This window comes from Sporosarcina obsidiansis, assembly GCF_009651005.1.
GTDB lineage: Bacteria > Bacillota > Bacilli > Bacillales_A > Planococcaceae > Sporosarcina > Sporosarcina obsidiansis.
Genome location: NZ_WHVW01000001.1, coordinates 270005 through 288510 on the forward strand (window position 1 = coordinate 270005; position 18506 = coordinate 288510).

Consider the following 18506-nt stretch of genomic DNA (forward strand, 5'->3'; position numbering starts at 1 on the left):
GCTTGTATGGAAAAAGTATATACACTTGGCGCAGACTTTGGATCTACTTCATGCAGAACTATAGTTGTTGATGTGGGAGATGGGAGCATCATTGCGACTGTCGATGCGGCGTATGAACATGGCGTGATTACGGAAAAGCTCCCACACGGTATTGCTTTGCCAGGTAAACGAACAGCATTACAAGTGCCGAGTGATTATGTAGAAGCCTTCAAAGTGGGAGTTCATTCGATTTTGGATGAAACGAAAATTGCCAAAGAGCAAATTATTGGAGTAGGAATAGATTTTACTGCTTCGACAATTCTCCCTGTTGGAAAAAGCTTTCTGCCATTATGTGAAGTTGAGAAATTTAAAGACAATCCACATGCATACGTAAAGCTATGGAAACATCATGATGCTGAGCGTTTTGCGACTAGAATGAATGACTTAGCTGAAGGTGAAGAGTGGATCAAGCGATATGGAGGTAAGGTTTCTGCGGAGTGGATGCTGCCAAAAGTTGCAGAAATTGCAGAGGATGCTCCGGAAATATTTAATGAAACAGAGTTATTCATGGAAGCATCTGATTGGATTGTAGCTCAATTAACAGGAGTACTCGTACGCAATAGCTGTGCCGCAGGGTATAAAGGATGTTGGCATAAACAAGAAGGTTATTTGTCCAATGAATGGCTAATGGAAGTACATCCATTGCTTGATAGAGTTTATGAAGATCAATTACGCGGTGAAGTAGTGCCGGTAGGTAGAAAAGCCGGGTCGTTGCAATCGGAAATGGCTCAATTGCTAGGCTTAAGTGAGGGTACTGCCATAAGCGTCGGGATGATTGATGCTCACGCGGCACTCCCTGGCCTGGGTGTTAAAGGGCCGGGAGAGATGGTCGTAGTAATGGGGACTTCGACTTGCCATCTGATATTGGACGAACACGAAAGAAAAGTCTCCGGAATTAGTGGTGTCGTAGAAGATGGAATCATTCCAGGCTACTTTGCATATGAAGCGGGCCAAGCTGCAGTTGGAGATTTATTTGCTTGGTATGTGAACGAACAAGTGCCGCCTTTTATTTATCAATTAGCAGATCAACACGAAATGTCAATTCACAACTATTTGTCGATGGAAGCATCTAAACTAGAACCAGGTCAGTCAGGATTAATTGCCTTGGATTGGATTAATGGCAGCAGAACGCCTTGGGTCAATATGTCGCTTTCGGGAGCTCTCGTAGGTATGAAGCTTTCTACAACACCTGCTGAAGTTTACCGTTCCTACTTGGAATCTACAGCATTCGGAACACGGGTGATTGTAGAACTATTTGAAAACAATCAAGTAAAAGTGGATCGTTTGATTACATCTGGCGGCATCCCGCAGAAAAACCCATTACTCATTCAGATTTATGCGGATATCCTGCAAAAAGAAATCATTGTCGACACATGCCAAAATGCTTCTGCACTTGGAGTTGCTATATTGGCAGCGGCGACAGCAGGAGCAAAACAGGGTGGCTATGACGACGTGTCAGAAGCTATTAGCAAGATGAGTTCAAAAGAACAGCAAATTTATTATCCGAATGAAAAATACAAAGCTGTCTATGATGAGCTGTTTCACTACTATAAAGAGCTCAGCGCCTATTTTGCAGATGGCTCATCCGTAATGCATGGATTGACTGCTCTCAAAAATAGATTAAAAGGAGGAAATTAATTGATACAGAACAAATGGAATCCAGATAAAATAAAAGATCAATATTCAGCACTAGCAGAATTACGATACCGTTCAAATCTAATCGGCTCAGATCGAAGAATTTGTAATTGGGGTGGAGGAAATACATCAGTCAAAACAATTGAAAAAGACTTCAAAGGCCAAGATGTTGAAGTAATGTGGGTAAAGGGCAGTGGATCTGACCTTTGCATGATGGAAGAAAAGCATTTTACAGCGTTAAAGTTAGAGGATGTTCTTCCACTCATGCAGCGGGAAGATATGAGTGATGAAGAAATGGTTGCATATTTGGAGCATTGTATGGTGAATCCTGCAAATCCAAGAGCTTCTATCGAAACGTTATTACATGCATTCTTACCATATAAGCATGTAGATCATACACATCCTGATTCAATTATTAGTATTTGTTGTGCACCGAATGGCCGTGAGATTGCAGACGAGATTTTTGGAGATCGATATGTATGGGTGCCGTACATACGTCCAGGCTTCTTGCTTTCAAAAATGATTGCAGAAGGTGTGGAAGAAAATCCTAAAGCAGAATTAGTTTTAATGGAAAAACATGGTTTGGTCGTTTGGGGAGAGACAGCGGAAGAAAGCTATAATAAAACAGTAGACATCATTAATGAAGCGAAATCTTATATTGACAACAAGTTAGAGCAAACGGAAGTATTCGGAGGACAGAAATACAAATCTCTTCCGGTAGAAGAAAAAGAAGAACTTCTTCATTTTGTATTGCCAACTATTAGAGGTTTGGTATCACAAGAAGAAGGAATGATTCTTCAAGTAGATTTGGAAGACAATGTTTTGGAATTTGTAAATAGTGTGAAAGCAAAAGAACTATCTCAAGTAGGAGCGGCTTGTCCCGATCATTTGGTTCATACGAAACGTACACCATTGTATGTTGAGTTTGATCCAGATAGTGAAGGAGAATCCGAGCTGAAAGAAAAGCTTGAAAAAGGTATTGCTGAGTATATGGAAGACTATAAAAAATACTTTGAAAAATATGCGGAAGCTGGAGATGAAATGTTTAACCCAGCCCCACGGGTTATTTTGATTTCGGGTATCGGTATGATCACGACAGGTAAAGATGTGAAAAATGCAGATGTCAGCAAGCAGCTTTACCACAGAGCTATTTCTGTCATGAAAGGCTCAGATGCAATTGGTGGATTCATCTCATTAAATGCAGAAGAATCATTTAAGATTGAATATTGGCCGTTGGAATTGTATAAATTATCACTGGCGCCAAAAGAGGGGGAATTTTCTAGAAAAGTATGTTTTGTTACAGGTGGAGCCGGTGGGATCGGAAGCGAGACATGTCGTTTGTTTGCTTCTCAAGGCGGTCATGTAGTTATCGCTGATTTGAATCTGGAAGGAGCGGAAAAGGTAGCTAATGAAATAAATGTACAATACGGTGAAGGAAGAGCTATCGCTGTTAAGATGAATGTAACGGTTGAGGAAGAAATCCTTCAGGCGTATAAAGAAGTTACCATGACATATGGCGGTGTGGATGTACTCGTGAATAATGCAGGACTTGCTACTTCCAGCTCTTTTGAAGATACTACGCTAAGTGAATGGAACTTAAATATGGAAGTGTTGGGAACTGGATATTTCCTTGTTTCTAGAGAAGCATTTAAAATCATGAAGGCTCAGAACGCTGGTGGAAGTATGGTGTTCATTGGCTCTAAAAATTCGATCTATGCAGGAAAGAATGCCTCTGCATATAGTTCTGTAAAAGCATTGGAAATGCACCTGGCAAGATGTATTGCAGCTGAAGGTGGAGATTACGGAATTCGTGTTAATTCTGTATTGCCTGACGCAGTATTGCAAGGGTCCGCTATTTGGGGTTCAAAATGGCGTGAAGAACGTGCATCTGCATATAATATCGACCCGGATGAACTGGAAGATCATTATAGACAACGAACTGTCCTTAAAGTTAATATTTTCCCAAGGGATATTGCAGAGGCGGTTGCATTCTTCTCCTCTTCAAAATCTTTGAAGACAACTGGCTGTATGCTCACGGTAGATGGTGGAGTAGCAGCAGCATTTACAAGATAATTAGAACTGCCGCTTCTTAATTGGAGCGGTTTTTTATGTAATCATACTTGTTTGAACGAAGAGTTTTGCACACAAGCAGTTAAGTAGGTATGCTAGTTAAAAGGAATCAAAAGAGAATAGGAGTGTTTGGTATGTTATATGGGTCAATCGAACTTGGAGGAACGAATTGCAACTGCGCTGTAGGATTACAGGACGGAACGATTGTGAAAAAAGTTCAATTCCCTACAGAAACACCGGAAATAACTGTTAGAAATGTATTGAATTTCTTTAAAGAAAATCAGGTAGCTGCAATTGGAATCGGCTGTTTCGGTCCTGTAAATGTAGATGAAACCAGTCCTGATTATGGCATGCTCCTAGATACTCCAAAAAAGGCATGGGTGAACTTTCCTTTCTTACAGCAACTGCGTGAACAACTCAACGTACCGATCAGACTACATACCGATGTAACGGTTTCTGGACTGGGAGAAATGAGTGCTTCAGACAAAAAGGAGACGCTCCTTTATATAACGATTGGAACGGGTGTTGGAGGGGGCATTATACTGAATGGTACTTTGCCGAATTCATCTCATCATCCTGAAATGGGACATGTCACCTTACAACGGGTAGAGGGAGATGAAATGGAAAGTGCTTGTCCTTTCCATGCTAATTGTTTTGAAGGATTGGCTTCTGGCACTGCCATTCATAAAAGGTGGAAGCAGAAGGGCAATGAACTTCCTAGTGACCATCCCGCTTGGGAAATGGAAGCAGATTATATTGCGCAAGGTGTTTGCCAATTCATTTTCACGTTAGCACCTACTCAAATTATAATAGGTGGCGGTGTCATGAAGCAAAAGAACTTATTGCCAATGATTCATAGGAAAGTGCAAGAGAAGTTGGGGGGCTATTATTTCTATGATGAAATTAAAGATATTGAAGACTTCGTTATTCTGCCTCGTCACGGAGAAGATTCTGCTTTAATTGGCGGGTTGTTACTGAATGCAAATTGAAAACGTACCATTCATTCTTAAGTGAACCGCATCTTCGTATGATGATCATATGTAGGCAAAGAACAGGAGGAGTAACGTATGAAAACGATTTACTCAACAGGTTTAGAAGCGGTTGCAAATATTCAAGATGGCGCAACATTAATGGTTGGAGGCTTCGGACTCGTTGGAATACCTGAGCAGTTGATCCTTGCACTTGTGGAAAAAGGAGTGAAGGATTTAACGGTTATATCCAATAACTGTGGCGTGGATGATTGGGGACTTGGCTTGCTGTTGCAACAAAAACAAATTAAGAAGATAATCGGCTCTTATGTAGGGGAGAATAAGGAGTTCGAGCGGCAAGTGTTGGCTGGTGAAATCGAAGTGGAGCTGACACCTCAAGGAACATTAGCAGAGAAAATCCGTGCAGGGGGTGCTGGGATACCTGCTTTTTACACGCCTGCTGGAGTCGGAACGCAAATTGCTGAAGGAAAAGAAGTGCGTGTGTTTAATGGGAAGGAATATTTATTGGAGGAAGCTTTACATGCTGATTTTGCGTTGATTCGCGCAGCTAAAGCGGATCGTTTGGGAAATTTACTCTACAATAAAACGGCACAAAACTTTAATCCGATCATGGCTACAGCAGCAACTTTTACGATTACAGAAGTAGAAGAAATTGTGGAAGTTGGGTTGCTTGATCCCGCCATGATCCATACACCAAGCATTTACGTGCAAGGAATACTAGAGGCGAAACAAGAAAAACGAATTGAACGGTTGACCATTCGGCAGAAAGGAGAGGGGGCTTGATGAAACCCATCCAATTTAGGGAACGAATTGCGAGAAGAGCCGAGCAAGAAATTCAAGATGGGGATTATGTCAATTTAGGGATTGGCATGCCAACACTTGTAGCGAATTATATTTCTGAAAATAAAACGGTTATCTTGCAGTCGGAAAATGGTTTATTAGGAATTGGACCTTATCCATTGGAAAGCGAAGTCGATCCTGATCTGATCAATGCGGGCAAGGAAACTGTGACAACGATTCCGGGATCCGCGTTCTTTTCAAGTGCTGAGTCGTTTGCAATGATACGGGGCGGCCATATTGATGTCGCGATTTTAGGTGCCATGGAAGTGTCAGAAACAGGAGATTTGGCGAATTGGATGATTCCTGGAAAGGTGATTAAAGGCATGGGCGGTGCCATGGATTTGGTACATGGTGCGAAGAAAGTGATTGTTGTTATGGATCATGTGTCGAAGAATGGTGAGCCGAAGATCAAAAAAGAATGTTCATTGCCGTTGACTGGAAAAGGGGTTGTCCATAAAATAATTACAGAACGCTCATTGATTGAAGTGACACCAAAAGGCTTAGTGCTGAAAGAAGTGTTTGACGGCTTCACTGTTGATGAAGTCATTGAATCTACGGAAGCAGATTTGATTAGGGAAAAATAAGTTAGGGATGGATAAATGGGGGCTGCCGGGAATACTATCTGGGCAGCTTTTTATTTTGAATGTTGATCAATCTTACATGTATAGGGTACGCTCGGTCTGAATGGGTTTTGGCTCGCTTCTCCCGGAGTTTCGAGCGGCACAGGTGAACATATGCTCGGTTCAGACGTAGTTTGGCTCGGTCCAGGGAGATTTTGGCGCGATACGATGGAACTTTCGCTCGGTTCCCGCATTCATTTCATTAATGCTACAATACATAACAACAACCCGGCGAGGTGAACGAATAAATGAACATATTAATCCTCATAAAAGATCCGTTAGAAGCACAAGGTCTCAAATGGCTACTGACTTCGCAATGGAACGATGTGACCGTAGAAATTACTGACCAACCAAGCGTAATTCGTACACACCAAGATGCGTACTTATACATCATTGACATGGATTTCATCAGTAAGGAAGACGTAGACCTGCCTGCTCATGCATTATGGCTTGGTATTTCATCTGATCGAACATTTCAAACGGTATATCGGGCACTCTCTCTTAAAGCGGAGGATGTACTCTTTCGTCCATTTCCCCCAGATCGCTTACTGAAGCAAGTCCAACAAATTCGTTTTCGTTGGCGTAATGAAAAGACAGACCAAGCCCAACCAGTAACACAAGAAAAAAACAGTATATCATATGAAGATTTACTGATTCGAGATACGGTGACTACCCAGCCGATTTTGATAAGCTTACTTGCAATATCTGATATGGAGGCACTTGGCGTACTCGTTGACAAGCTGAAACATTATGATTTTCCAACCGCCTTTCAGGTATTTCCATTTTCTGAATACGCACTCGTTATTCATCGGTTAGGCGACTTGCAATTATTGCATGAAGCATATCGTGTATTTTTCTCACAATGGAAGAACCAATCAGATACCTTGCTGACGATCTACTTATATCATGCAGACGAACAATTGAGCTACCGGGCGTTTTATAAAAAAATGCGATTATTCCATGAACGAATTTTCTATGATGGCTATGATATTCTGACCCAAATTGAAGAAGACTTTCAATGGAAGGAACTTGATCCGTTTTTATCGCCAGTTGAACAACAAAAATGGATTGAAATGCTGGAAAAACAACAACTGACAAGTATTCGCGAATGGCTTGAATATGATTTTTTAACATTAGAGCCACCTTATCCAAACCCCGGAATGGTACGGGTACGGTTGACGAGTATTTTAGCGCAAATTCGCCGCTATATGATGGCCAACTCGTTGTTATCGTCCAAATTAGAACAAGCCTATCATGCGCTTTTCAAGGCAACAATTGAAGAACCCGTCATGTACCATATTATCCAGTCGTTCATTGCCTTCAGTGGTGAATTGATTCGAACATCCAGTGACTTAAATATTTCTCAAGACTTTGTGGAAAAAGTACGAGAACGAATGCTAATGAACTACTGGGACTCCACTTGGAACTTAGCAGACTGTGCTGACGAAATGAAGATGCATAAAAGTACGTTAAGCCGCAAATATGCAAAAGAAGCAGGCGAGTCTTTTCGAGAGACCTTGCTCAGTATACGCATTGAACAAGCGAAGCGTTTATTGAAGGAAACCGATTTATCTATAGCGGAAGTAGCCGAAACATCAGGTTTTTCGCATCCAGCCTATTTTAGTAAACGATTTAAAGAAGCGGTAGGCCTCACGCCTAATGAATATCGTCAATCATGAGAATGCTCAAATTTTATTGATAATTCATCATATAAGCAATCAACAAAGTATAATTGAAAACGGTTTCCTTTAATTTTTGTAAATAAAATATAAAATTAACAACAAAATATAACGTTGCAAACGATTTCTTCTTAGTATACTAAGAGTAACTTATGAGGAGGTCGTTACAATGACAAGTAAACAAACGAATATCGCAGCTGAAAAAGTAATCCAATATACAGGAACAGAACTTCATACAAAAGGATGGCAGCAAGAGGCAGCTCTGCGCATGTTGATGAACAACTTACATCCTGATGTGGCAGAGCACCCAGACAAATTGGTTGTCTACGGAGGAATTGGTAAAGCAGCTCGTAACTGGGAAAGTTTTGATGCAATTGTGCGTTCTTTGAAAGAATTAGAGAATGATGAAACATTGCTTGTTCAATCAGGTAAGCCTGTAGTTATTTTCAAAACTCATGAAAATGCACCTCGCGTATTGATCGCAAACTCTAATATCGTTCCTGCTTATGCAAACTGGGATACATTCCACGAGTTAGATAAAAAAGGCTTGATGATGTATGGACAAATGACTGCAGGAAGCTGGATTTATATCGGTTCTCAAGGAATCGTGCAAGGAACATATGAAACATTTGCTGAACTGGCAAACCAACATTTTGGCGGATCACTAAAAGGAACAATCACTGTAACAGCTGGTCTAGGCGGAATGGGCGGTGCTCAACCACTAGCAGTCACAATGGCTGGCGGAGTTTGTATCGGTATTGATATAGATGAAACTCGTATTGATCGTCGAATTGAAACTCGTTATACAGATGTGAAAACAGATTCATTAGAAGAAGCAATTCGTATTGCAGAAGAAGCAAAAGCAGAAGGAAAAGCATTGTCTATCGGCTTAATCGGAAACGCGGCTGACCTATTGCCTGAAATGATCTCACGTGGATTCATTCCAGATGTGTTGACTGACCAGACGTCAGCTCACGATCCATTGAATGGATATGTTCCATCTGAAATGTCTATGGAAGAAGCAGCAGAACTTCGTGCTTCTAATCCTGAAGAATACGTACGTCTATCTAAGAAAGCGATGGCTCAACACGTAGCGGCTATGATCGAGATGATGGATAAAGGTGCGATTACATTTGACTATGGTAACAATATTCGTCAAGTTGCAAAAGACGAAGGGGTAGAACGCGCATTTGATTTCCCAGGATTCGTTCCAGCGTATATCCGTCCACAATTCTGTGAAGGTAAAGGGCCTTTCCGTTGGGTAGCTCTTTCTGGAGATCCGGAAGATATTCGTAAAACAGACGAAGTCATCTTACGTGAATTCAGCTATAACAAGCACCTTTGCAACTGGATCAAAATGGCACAAGAGAAAATTCAATTCCAAGGCTTGCCTTCCCGTATTTGCTGGTTAGGTTATGGAGAACGTGCTCGTTTCGGTAAAATCATCAACGATATGGTAGCGAGTGGCGAATTAAGTGCACCGATCGTTATCGGTCGTGACCACTTGGATTCTGGTTCTGTTTCTTCACCAAACCGTGAAACAGAAGCAATGAAAGATGGTTCTGATGTAGTGTCTGACTGGCCAATCCTCAATGCAATGGTCAATGCTGTCGGTGGAGCAACTTGGGTTTCTCTACACCATGGTGGTGGCGTAGGAATGGGTTATTCTCAACATGCTGGTATGGTCATCGTTGCAGATGGTACAAAAGAAGCGGAAGCACGTCTAGAGCGCGTATTGACGACTGACCCTGGAATGGGCGTTGTTCGTCACGCAGATGCAGGTTATGATATCGCAATTCAAACTGCAAAGGAAAAAGGAATCAATATGCCAATGTTAGAAGGTGGAAAATAATTGAAACCTGTATGGATTAAACACGCAAAAGAATTAGCGACAATTTCTGGTGAAAATGGTCCACGCAAAGGTCAAGAGATGTCGAACCTTGCCATTATTGAAGATGGAAGCGTCTGGATAGAAGATGGAAAAATTGCGGCTGTTGGCACGACGGCAGAATTAGAGCAACAATACGCAAGTCGAGCACATGAAGCAGATATCGTGGATGCAACGGGGCGCCTGGTGACACCAGGCCTCGTCGATCCACATACACATGTAGTCTATGGTGGAAGTCGTGAACGTGAATTTGAAATGCGTCTTGAAGGCGCGACGTACATGGACATTATGAACGCTGGCGGTGGGATTCATGCCACTTCCCGTATGACACGCGAAGCAACTGAAGATGAATTAGTGGAGCAAGCATCCCGCCGTTTAGATTCATTTGCGAAGCACGGTGTCACGACGGTGGAAGGCAAGAGTGGGTATGGCCTTGATCTAGAAACAGAACTAAAGCAACTACGTGCAGCGAAACGTTTGAAAGAACAGCATGCTGTGGAAATCATTCCTACTTTTATGGGTGCTCATGCGGTGCCAAAAGAATATAAAGGAAATGAAGACGCGTTTGTTGATTTGGTTATCAATGAAATGCTCCCTGTCGTGGCAGAAGAGCAACTAGCTGTATTCAATGATGTGTTTTGTGAAAAAGATGTCTTTACGCCAGAACAGTCGGAGCGGATTTTAGAAGCTGGTAAGCAATACGGCTTAACACCAAAAATCCACGCAGATGAAATTGCATCATATGGCGGTGCAGAACTAGCCGCGAAAGTCGGAGCTATTTCCGCAGAACATTTATTGAAAGCATCTGATCAAGGGATTAAAGATATGGCGGAAGCTGGAGTGATTGCTTGTCTATTACCTGCAACTGCATTGTTCCTTCGTGAAGAAGCAGCGAAAGGTCGTCAAATGATCGATTCGGGGATGGCAGTCGCCATTTCCACTGATTGCAATCCGGGATCCTCTCCTACGACTTCCATGCCGCTTGTTATGAACCTGGCTTGCATTTCGATGCGCATGACGCCTGCAGAAGCGTTAGTTGCCGCAACGATCAACGCAGCGAGCGCGATTAAAGTAGAAGACCGTGCGGGTTCATTGGAAGTTGGCAAACAAGGCGATGTCGTGATGTGGGATATCGGAAGTTATCGTGAATTACAATATTTATTCGGTGTGAACCATGTAGATAAAGTATGGAAAAAAGGTCAATTAATCGTTGGCTGAGTAGTAGATAAACTGTGCAGGGATGTTTGAAAAAATGTCCCTACACAGTGTTTTGTTGATGTTACAAGTTATTTTCTCGATGATATACGACAACTAGAGAGGTGAAAAGAATGGAACAGGTAAAGGAAAGAGCAACTGGTAAAACAAATGTAGGTATTTGGAAATTCTTTATATACAGTGCAATAGGAGCGTTTATGTTTTTTGTACCGGTGACTATCGGTGGGAAAGACTCAATCATGCTCGATCATATTGTCACCTGGCTTCAAACAAATGTAAGCGCTGTCCTTCCGTATTATGCATTACTCATCTTGTTAGCAGGAGCTGTTTATCCATTTATTTCTGGAACTTGGAAAAAATCAACGGTTGATATCGTCTTCTCTTTGTTTAAAGTAGTAGGGCTTGGAGTAGGTATACTCCTAATATTTAATGTTGGACCTGCTTGGTTATTCGAACCTGATATGGGACCATTCTTACTCAATAAACTTGTCATCCCAGTTGGGCTTTTAGTTCCGATTGGTGCCGTTTTTCTTGCATTGCTTGTTAGTTATGGATTATTAGAATTTATTGGCGTCTTTATGCAACCAATTATGCGTCCCATTTGGAAAACACCTGGACGTTCAGCAATCGATGCAGTGGCTTCTTTCGTAGGTTCCTATTCATTGGGGCTTTTGATTACAAATCGTGTATATAAAGAAGGAAAATATACTGCAAAAGAAGCTGCGATCATCGCAACTGGCTTCTCTACTGTCTCTGCTACTTTTATGGTCGTAGTGGCGAAAACATTAGACATCATGAGCATGTGGAATTTATATTTCTGGCTCACTTTAGTTGTCACATTCATCGTAACAGGAATTACAGTTCGGATTTGGCCACTTGCTTCCATGAAAGATGAATATTATGAAGGTTCCACACCTCAGCCGGAGATGAAACCAACAGGAAGTCGGTTCGCAGCTGCTTGGGACGAAGCGATGGAAACGGTCTCAAATGCACCCGGACTTATGAAGAATATTTGGATCAATGTGAAAGACGGTTTGATGATGGCGATGGCGATCTTGCCTTCCATTCTATCTATCGGTCTACTGGGATTGGTGTTAGCTGAGTTTACTCCAGTATTTGATTGGATCGGTTATATTTTCTATCCGTTCACATACTTATTGCAAGTGCCAGAACCGATGCTAGTCGCGAAAGCAAGTGCGTTAGGTATCGCAGAAATGTTCTTACCCGCATTGCTAGTAGCAAAGTCGGCCTTGATCTCTAAGTTTATTGTCGCTGTCGTTTCCGTTTCAGGAATCATTTTCTTCTCTGCGCTCGTACCATGTATCGTAGCGACTGAAATTCCTATTTCGATTCCTAAGTTGATTATTATTTGGATTCAGCGTGTGATTTTAACAATTATTATCGTGACTCCACTTGCGTTTTTATTGTTATAGATCAAATGAGACCCCTTTATCATTTTGATGAGGGGGTTTTTTCTTTCGTTGAACGTCTATAAGAGCGAATAAATTAGGGTTCAACCGCTCCAATCGCTTAATGAAATGAAATTTGCCAATTTTCCGGAATTACTATATAAATCTATTAAATGAAGCATGTTTATAAAATAGTAGTATGGGTATGAGGGGGATAAGGGATTAAATATCCTTACTTCTATTATAGGAAGGAGGTGTGAAGTTGGAAAAGTGGAAAATAAGCTTTTTATCTATAATATTTCTAGCAATAGCCCCTATTGGTATACAAGCTGAAGTAAGTAATTCAGCAGTAGAACCTGAACTAGAACCAGCGCAACAAGAGGAACAGCAGACGGCACAACTGGAGAGAAAAGGTCTTGTTTCTGGTATCGTCGGTACGGTAACTGACACGGTTTCTTCTGTAGGAAATGTAGTAAAAGAGACGGTTGAGATGACAGGTGAGACGGTCAAGCAAACTGTTGAATTTACAGAAAATACTGTAAAAAATATTGCGAAACCATCTTCTGAAAAACCTGTGGAGCAAGTCTTCTCTCAGACAGCCGACTTTGTTCAAGATACTGTGAAAAATACCACACCGGTCGTGAATAGTACGACAGAAACTGTTCAGTCTACTTTAGGAAAAGCGACTGAAGTTATAGAAGAGCTACCAGAAGCACCGCGGGTAACTCCTGTGGTAGATGAAACAGTGAATGCTGTTAATCAAACGACCGAGCAAACAGTGGGTTTTGTAAGCGAAACTACGGAAACGCTTACATCTGCTCCTATCGACAAAGCTGTCAGTCAAGTGGTTGAAAATACTGGACAGCTAGTAAGTGACACCGTTGATCGCACGGTACCTGTTGTAGAATCCGCTACACAATCAGTGCAGTCTATAACGAAAGAAATTACTCACTTGACGGAAGAGTTGCCAATCGTGTCGAATGCCTCCCCTGTGCTAGATGAGACGGTAGATTTTGCTATAAATACAGTAGATCGTACGGTGGGGTTAGTAAATAACACGACTACATCTGTAACAACGCCAACTGACAAGCCACTCAAACAGGTTGTAGTAGACACCACCGAATTTATTAGTGAAACGATTTATGGTACGGTTCCGATTGTAGAGGAAACGAGGGGGATGGTGCAAGGGATTTTACAAAATCTCACAGAAGTAACTGAAGAGTTACCAGCCTTGCCTCCAGTAATCGATAAAACAACAGACGTGGTGAACGGATCGGTAGACGCTGTTGAAGATACTGTTGATATAACCGTTTCAGAGACTGTCAATCAAGTGATCGAACCAACGAAACCGTCAAAATTGATTGAGCTGCCAACAGATGTATCGGCTCCAGTCAAACAGAACGAGGTGCATGCCGGCGTTTTGCCGCTCCCTTTGCATAAGCCTATTTACGATATAGAGAAAGAAGGGAATAAAGGCGAAAAAGCCGATGAACTTCGGGTAAAAGCGAACCAAGTAGATTCAACGTCTAACGAATTGAACGAAGTTGCCAATACAGTAGATTCAACGTCTTTGCTGTTAGAAGAAACAGTTTCCAAGCAATTCGTGGGACAACAGGAACGCGCGCCTGTTAGCCTAAACTCTTCATTTAGAGTGAATCAGCCTGAATTGTTTACTCATAACGGGAAAGAGTTGAACGATACGACATCACAGGAAAAAACTCAAAAAACAGCCGCGACTACTGCAGCTTTTATTTCGACGGGCTCTTCTTCAATTACAACGTCGTCAGTGACAAGCAGTTCCCATACAGACCTAGGTTCTAGTTTATTGAACGATCATCTTTTACATGTTCAATTGGTCAGCAATCGCTGGTATTTGGAAAATGTAATTGGTACATTGCAATGGGTCCACGCACCACCCGGGCAACCGCCCCAAAAAGCTCCTTTTTTATACGTTAGCAATTAACTAATAAAAAAGGAGAGAACGATTATGAAAAAAAATTGGATGAAACAAGTTGGAATCACATGGATTGTTGGAGCTTCTATTTATGCTTTCCCGACTATTGGACAGGCAAACGAAACAGGCGAATCAAACGGAATACACATTGAAGTCAATGAGACTAGTGAACTTAAGGATACTAAGCCAATTATTGATTTGCAATTGGAGAATGTACCAGTTGTAGGCGATGTAAAGGTTCAAATTCCTTCACCAACTAAGCGAACTGAAAATGAAAAACAAAGTGATACGTCTATCGCAAAGGTGCAAGTAAGTGACGGGATCATTGATAATTTGGAAGTCGACGTGGCGCCTGTGAAAAAAGCTGAACAGCAGGAGACAGAACAAGTGAACACAGCTGTCGCCACTGTAAATCTTTCCACGCCTGTGACAAATGAGGTCGAAGTGGATGTGATCGCAGCAGAAAAAACGGAACAGCAGAAATCTACTACGACTTCTACAAATGTTGCTAAAGTAACAGCGGAAGAGTTGCCGATCGTTGGGAAAACGGATGTAGGTGTGGCGGAACAGAGACGAGAATCTACAGACTCTACTAACACATATGACGGTGGAGTAGTGGAGGCAACTATAGAAAATGTGCCGGTAGTGGAAGAAACTCATATCGGTGTGCTCGACAAACATGTGAAGAAAACGGAAGATTCCTACACAGAAAAAGGAGGGGTAGTAGAAGCGGATTTAGAAGCACCTGGTTTGCTTGAAGACACTCATGTAGGCGTCTTGGATTCACACATCCAGCAAGATGGGAATTCCACTCAATATGATGGTGGCGTAGTCGAAGCAACGATTGAACAAGCACCCATTTTAGGTGAGACGCATGTCGGTGTGTTGGATCGCCATGTGAAGAAGACCGAAGACTCTTTTATGCGCGATGGTGGTGTAGTGGAAGCAGATCTAGCGGCCCCTGGTTTGTTGGATGATACGCATGTAGGTGTTTTAGATTCACACCTCCAGCAAGATGGAAATTCCACTCAATATACTGGAGGCGTAGTCGAAGCAATGATCGATCAAGCACCCATTTTAGGAGAGACGCATATCGGTGTGTTGGATCGCCATGTGAAGCAGACCGAAGACTCTTATACCAGTAATGGCGGTGTAGTAGAAGCTGATCTAGCGGTTCCTGGTTTATTGGATACTACACATATAGGTGTTCTAGATTCACACATCCAGCAAGATGGAAATTCCACTCAATATACTGGAGGCGTAGTCGAAGCAACGATCGATCAAGCACCCATTTTAGAAGAGACGCATATCGGTGTGTTGGATCGCCATGTGAAGCAGACGGAAGACTCTTATACCACTAATGGCAGTGTAGTGGAAGCTGATCTAGCAGCCTCTGGTTTATTGGATACTACGCATGTCGGTGTTCTAGATTCACACATCCAGCAAGATGGAGATTCCACTCAATATAATGGAGGCGTAGTCGAAGCAACGATCGATCAAGCACCCATTTTAGGTGAGACGCATGTCGGTGTGTTGGATCGTCATGAGATGAAGGATGAAAATCAAGCTTCTTTATCAACTGGTGTAGCACAGCTCGGTTTGGATGGTGTGCTTTTGAAAGACAGCACAGTAGACATTCTGGCAAAGCATATACAGACGACAGATGAAGGAACATACGTGAAACAAGGCGGTGTAATGGTAGATGTAACATTACCGATTTTAGGTAATATTCAGGCTGATATTTTGACTGATGAGACATTCAAGCCGTCTGCCATAATTCCGCCAACTACCGATCCGAATGAACCGACAATCCCCGGGACAGATTCAGGAGAGGATGATGAAAATACCAACGGCGGAGATGGGACAACGAATCCGAATGAAAATAATGGGCAGCCAGAAACTCCACCGACTGAAGGAGAGAATCCTATACCACCCGTGACGGATAACGATGGAGATAACAACTCCAACCCTGGAAATGACAATGGTTCCAATGAACAGAAAGATCCCGAGAGTATACCAACTATCAATCCAAATGAAAATGAAGGTCCTGAGACAAATGGGAACAATAACACGCCCAATGAAGGACTTCCTGAAGAAAACGGGACTTCCGATTCGGATGATGGGCGTTTAGACCCCAATTTAGATGAAAATGAGGAACCTTCATTTGAAAGTAATGATTCTGATCAGCAAACAAATGAAGAAGCTTCAGTCGGTTCAACGAAGCTAGATGGAAACAACGGAATGACCGCACCAAAACTATTGAAAGATGGTCAATTATTTGATAGGAACACAGCGAATCCTACCGATTGGTCAAATCGTTCAGCTGACCAACCGCTTGCATTTGATTCGTCTAAAAAATTACCAACAACAGGTGGCCTTTTGGATCCTGGATTAACTGCAGTATTGGCGATGCTACTCATGTTTGGCGGCTTTACAGCACGAAAATGGGCGCAGAGTAAAAATGGGTAAGCAACGAACAGTTCATAAAGGTTCTTTTGCTAAATGGATTGGCAATGGCTTGATAGTGGCGGGAGCAGTTATTTTGCTGCTACTCGCTGCAGGGCTTAAAACGAATTCGACTCAACAAACAGAGCGCTTAGAGGCTTTTTCAACAATGAAAGCAGAAGCGTCAATAGCTACTCATTCTGAAATTTATTCGGAAATGAAAAACTCCTCGCCGAATACTAAAACTAAATCACGAATGGAAAGAATTGAAGGTATTTTAGAAATTCCGCAGATTGATCTAGAAGCCCCTGTTTTATTAGGTGCAGATGAAACAACATTGGCGGAAGGGCTAGGTGCAATTGAAAATATGGATGACCCTGGTAGAATGGACGGTAGCTATGCCATTGCAGGTCACCAATCCTATCTATTTGGACAATACTTTAATCGGCTTCATGAAATGGTAGTCGGGCAGGAGTTTACCTTCGACACATTGGAAGGTATTCAGCAGTATAGAGTATTTGACATCCAAGTCGTCAAACCAGAACAAGTAGAAATACTAGATCGCCAAAAAGGAATTGCTCTGATGTCACTCATTACTTGCTATCCAGAACGTTCCAATAAATACAGGCTTGTCGTACAGGCTAAACGTATAAAATAGTATACGAGAAAACCTCCAATCGAAGGTGATTGGAGGTTTTTGATTTTCAGGCTAGTCATTTAGATTCAAGTTACATAGTATCTCCTAAAGACTCAGAAATTTATAGAAATATGATATACTTTGCCTAGAATAGAAAGGGGGAATTAGGATGGCAGTAAAAAATTCAGATCGGTTTATTGTCGCATACAATCGAATTGACAAGGCGTTAGTCAAAATAACAGACATGCCAAATCACCTGTCTTTCTCTCGAAGAATCGACAAAGCAAAAGCGAAGAATGCACTGATTCGACGTTACGAGGATGAACTTCGGGAGTTCGGAAGTTTACGGAATGCGATTGTACATAATCGAACGGGATTAAATTTTGCTATTGCAGAGCCGCATGATGTAATCGTTGAATTGATTGAGATGATTGAAAAAGAATTGTCTCACCCATTGACTGTAAAAGATTTGTTCAAGAGGAAAGTACATACATTGCAAGCGAAAGAGTCATTAGCGACAGGTTTGAAACTAGTGAGAGAAAAGAAATTCAATCAGCTGCCAATTTATCAAAAAGGAAGATTCATTGGATTGATTACGGCAAATGGTATTATGAATTGGTTGGCTGATCAAAATACAGAAAACATTTCCCGGGAAATACCGACATTATTTGATGTTTACAATCATGAAAAACGTAAAAATACATATCGTTTTGTAAAAAGCTCGGTGTCTGTGTATGAAGCGGAAGAATTTTTTAAGAGGTCGATTCTCAATGGAAAACGGCTAGAAGCACTACTCATTACGGAGAATGGTGGTAAGGATGAGAAGTTGATCGGTATTATTACTCCGTTAGATTTATTAAAGCTTGATTAATTGCGAAGTAGAAAAAGCGGTATATATTGGATGATACATTATTATTTTATGAACCTGTTTTTAATGGCTTTAGCTGATCTCGCAGTTGCGTCTTTGCTGGTGGCGGGTATGTTTTGGGAGAGCTATCCTGTTTTGTTGCTGATCAAGTTTAAGCGAACTTCTTTTTAGAGTGTAGGGTGAGTGGTCCTAGTCCCGCTTCGGCGCTGGGGGATTGC

The 18506-nt window shown here is 41.8% G+C and carries 13 protein-coding genes; all 13 read left to right on the top strand.

Annotated features, from left to right (window positions below; genetic code table 11):
- The first annotated feature begins 6 nt into the window (after positions 1 to 6).
- The 13 genes from GD002_RS01130 to GD002_RS01190 all read left to right on the top strand — a co-directional run bounded on the left by GD002_RS01130 (position 7) and on the right by GD002_RS01190 (position 18291).
- Positions 7 to 1677, top strand: coding sequence for a ribulokinase (locus GD002_RS01130; RefSeq protein WP_153730478.1), 1671 nt, complete (start codon positions 7 to 9; stop codon positions 1675 to 1677).
- A complete protein-coding gene (locus GD002_RS01135; RefSeq protein WP_153730479.1) occupies positions 1678 to 3747 on the top strand; it encodes a bifunctional aldolase/short-chain dehydrogenase in 2070 nt (689 codons plus the stop codon). It abuts the gene before it with no gap.
- Between the two features lie 131 nt (positions 3748 to 3878).
- Entirely contained in the window at positions 3879 to 4733 is an 855-nt protein-coding gene (locus GD002_RS01140; RefSeq protein WP_194841428.1) for an ROK family protein, read from the top strand.
- 78 nt (positions 4734 to 4811) lie between these two features.
- Positions 4812 to 5516 (top strand): CoA transferase subunit A, encoded by a 705-nt coding sequence (locus GD002_RS01145; protein ID WP_153730481.1) that lies wholly within the window; start codon positions 4812 to 4814, stop codon positions 5514 to 5516.
- Positions 5516 to 6157, top strand: a complete 642-nt coding sequence (locus GD002_RS01150; RefSeq protein ID WP_153730482.1) for a CoA transferase subunit B — start codon at positions 5516 to 5518, stop codon at positions 6155 to 6157. Before GD002_RS01145 ends, GD002_RS01150 begins: the two co-directional genes overlap by 1 nt.
- Positions 6158 to 6441: 284 nt before the next feature.
- Entirely contained in the window at positions 6442 to 7872 is a 1431-nt protein-coding gene (locus tag GD002_RS01155) for a helix-turn-helix transcriptional regulator (protein ID WP_153730483.1), read from the top strand.
- A gap of 169 nt (positions 7873 to 8041) precedes the next feature.
- Positions 8042 to 9724, top strand: coding sequence for a urocanate hydratase (gene hutU / locus GD002_RS01160; RefSeq protein ID WP_153730484.1), 1683 nt, complete (start codon positions 8042 to 8044; stop codon positions 9722 to 9724).
- Positions 9725 to 10978, top strand: coding sequence for an imidazolonepropionase (hutI, locus tag GD002_RS01165; protein ID WP_153730485.1), 1254 nt, complete (start codon positions 9725 to 9727; stop codon positions 10976 to 10978).
- A 110-nt stretch (positions 10979 to 11088) separates the two neighbouring features.
- The gene (locus GD002_RS01170) at positions 11089 to 12408 is read left to right on the top strand and encodes a YjiH family protein (RefSeq protein WP_153730486.1); all 1320 of its coding nucleotides are present in this window, start codon (positions 11089 to 11091) and stop codon (positions 12406 to 12408) included.
- Positions 12409 to 12646: 238 nt separating this feature from the next.
- On the top strand, positions 12647 to 14347 hold the full coding sequence (locus GD002_RS01175) for a hypothetical protein (protein WP_153730487.1): 1701 nt from the start codon (positions 12647 to 12649) through the stop codon (positions 14345 to 14347).
- A gap of 24 nt (positions 14348 to 14371) precedes the next feature.
- Complete coding sequence (locus tag GD002_RS01180) at positions 14372 to 16807, top strand: hypothetical protein (RefSeq protein WP_153730488.1); 2436 nt, start codon at positions 14372 to 14374, stop codon at positions 16805 to 16807.
- Positions 16800 to 17441 (top strand): class D sortase, encoded by a 642-nt coding sequence (locus GD002_RS01185; protein WP_153730489.1) that lies wholly within the window; start codon positions 16800 to 16802, stop codon positions 17439 to 17441. Before GD002_RS01180 ends, GD002_RS01185 begins: the two co-directional genes overlap by 8 nt.
- A 148-nt stretch (positions 17442 to 17589) precedes the next feature.
- The gene (locus GD002_RS01190) at positions 17590 to 18291 is read left to right on the top strand and encodes a CBS domain-containing protein (RefSeq protein ID WP_153730490.1); all 702 of its coding nucleotides are present in this window, start codon (positions 17590 to 17592) and stop codon (positions 18289 to 18291) included.
- Positions 18292 to 18506 lie beyond the last annotated feature (215 nt).

Excerpts from the sequence above, each read along its gene's own strand:
- GD002_RS01130 (WP_153730478.1), top strand. The coding sequence starts at position 7 with ATGGAAAAAGTATATACACTTGGCGCAGACTTTGGATCTACTTCATGC.
- GD002_RS01140 (WP_194841428.1), top strand. The coding sequence starts at position 3,879 with ATGTTATATGGGTCAATCGAACTTGGAGGAACGAATTGCAACTGCGCT.
- GD002_RS01145 (WP_153730481.1), top strand. The coding sequence starts at position 4,812 with ATGAAAACGATTTACTCAACAGGTTTAGAAGCGGTTGCAAATATTCAA.
- GD002_RS01150 (WP_153730482.1), top strand. The coding sequence starts at position 5,516 with ATGAAACCCATCCAATTTAGGGAACGAATTGCGAGAAGAGCCGAGCAA.
- GD002_RS01155 (WP_153730483.1), top strand. The coding sequence starts at position 6,442 with ATGAACATATTAATCCTCATAAAAGATCCGTTAGAAGCACAAGGTCTC.
- hutU (WP_153730484.1), top strand. The coding sequence starts at position 8,042 with ATGACAAGTAAACAAACGAATATCGCAGCTGAAAAAGTAATCCAATAT.
- GD002_RS01170 (WP_153730486.1), top strand. The coding sequence starts at position 11,089 with ATGGAACAGGTAAAGGAAAGAGCAACTGGTAAAACAAATGTAGGTATT.
- GD002_RS01180 (WP_153730488.1), top strand. The coding sequence starts at position 14,372 with ATGAAAAAAAATTGGATGAAACAAGTTGGAATCACATGGATTGTTGGA.
- GD002_RS01185 (WP_153730489.1), top strand. The coding sequence starts at position 16,800 with ATGGGTAAGCAACGAACAGTTCATAAAGGTTCTTTTGCTAAATGGATT.
- GD002_RS01190 (WP_153730490.1), top strand. The coding sequence starts at position 17,590 with ATGGCAGTAAAAAATTCAGATCGGTTTATTGTCGCATACAATCGAATT.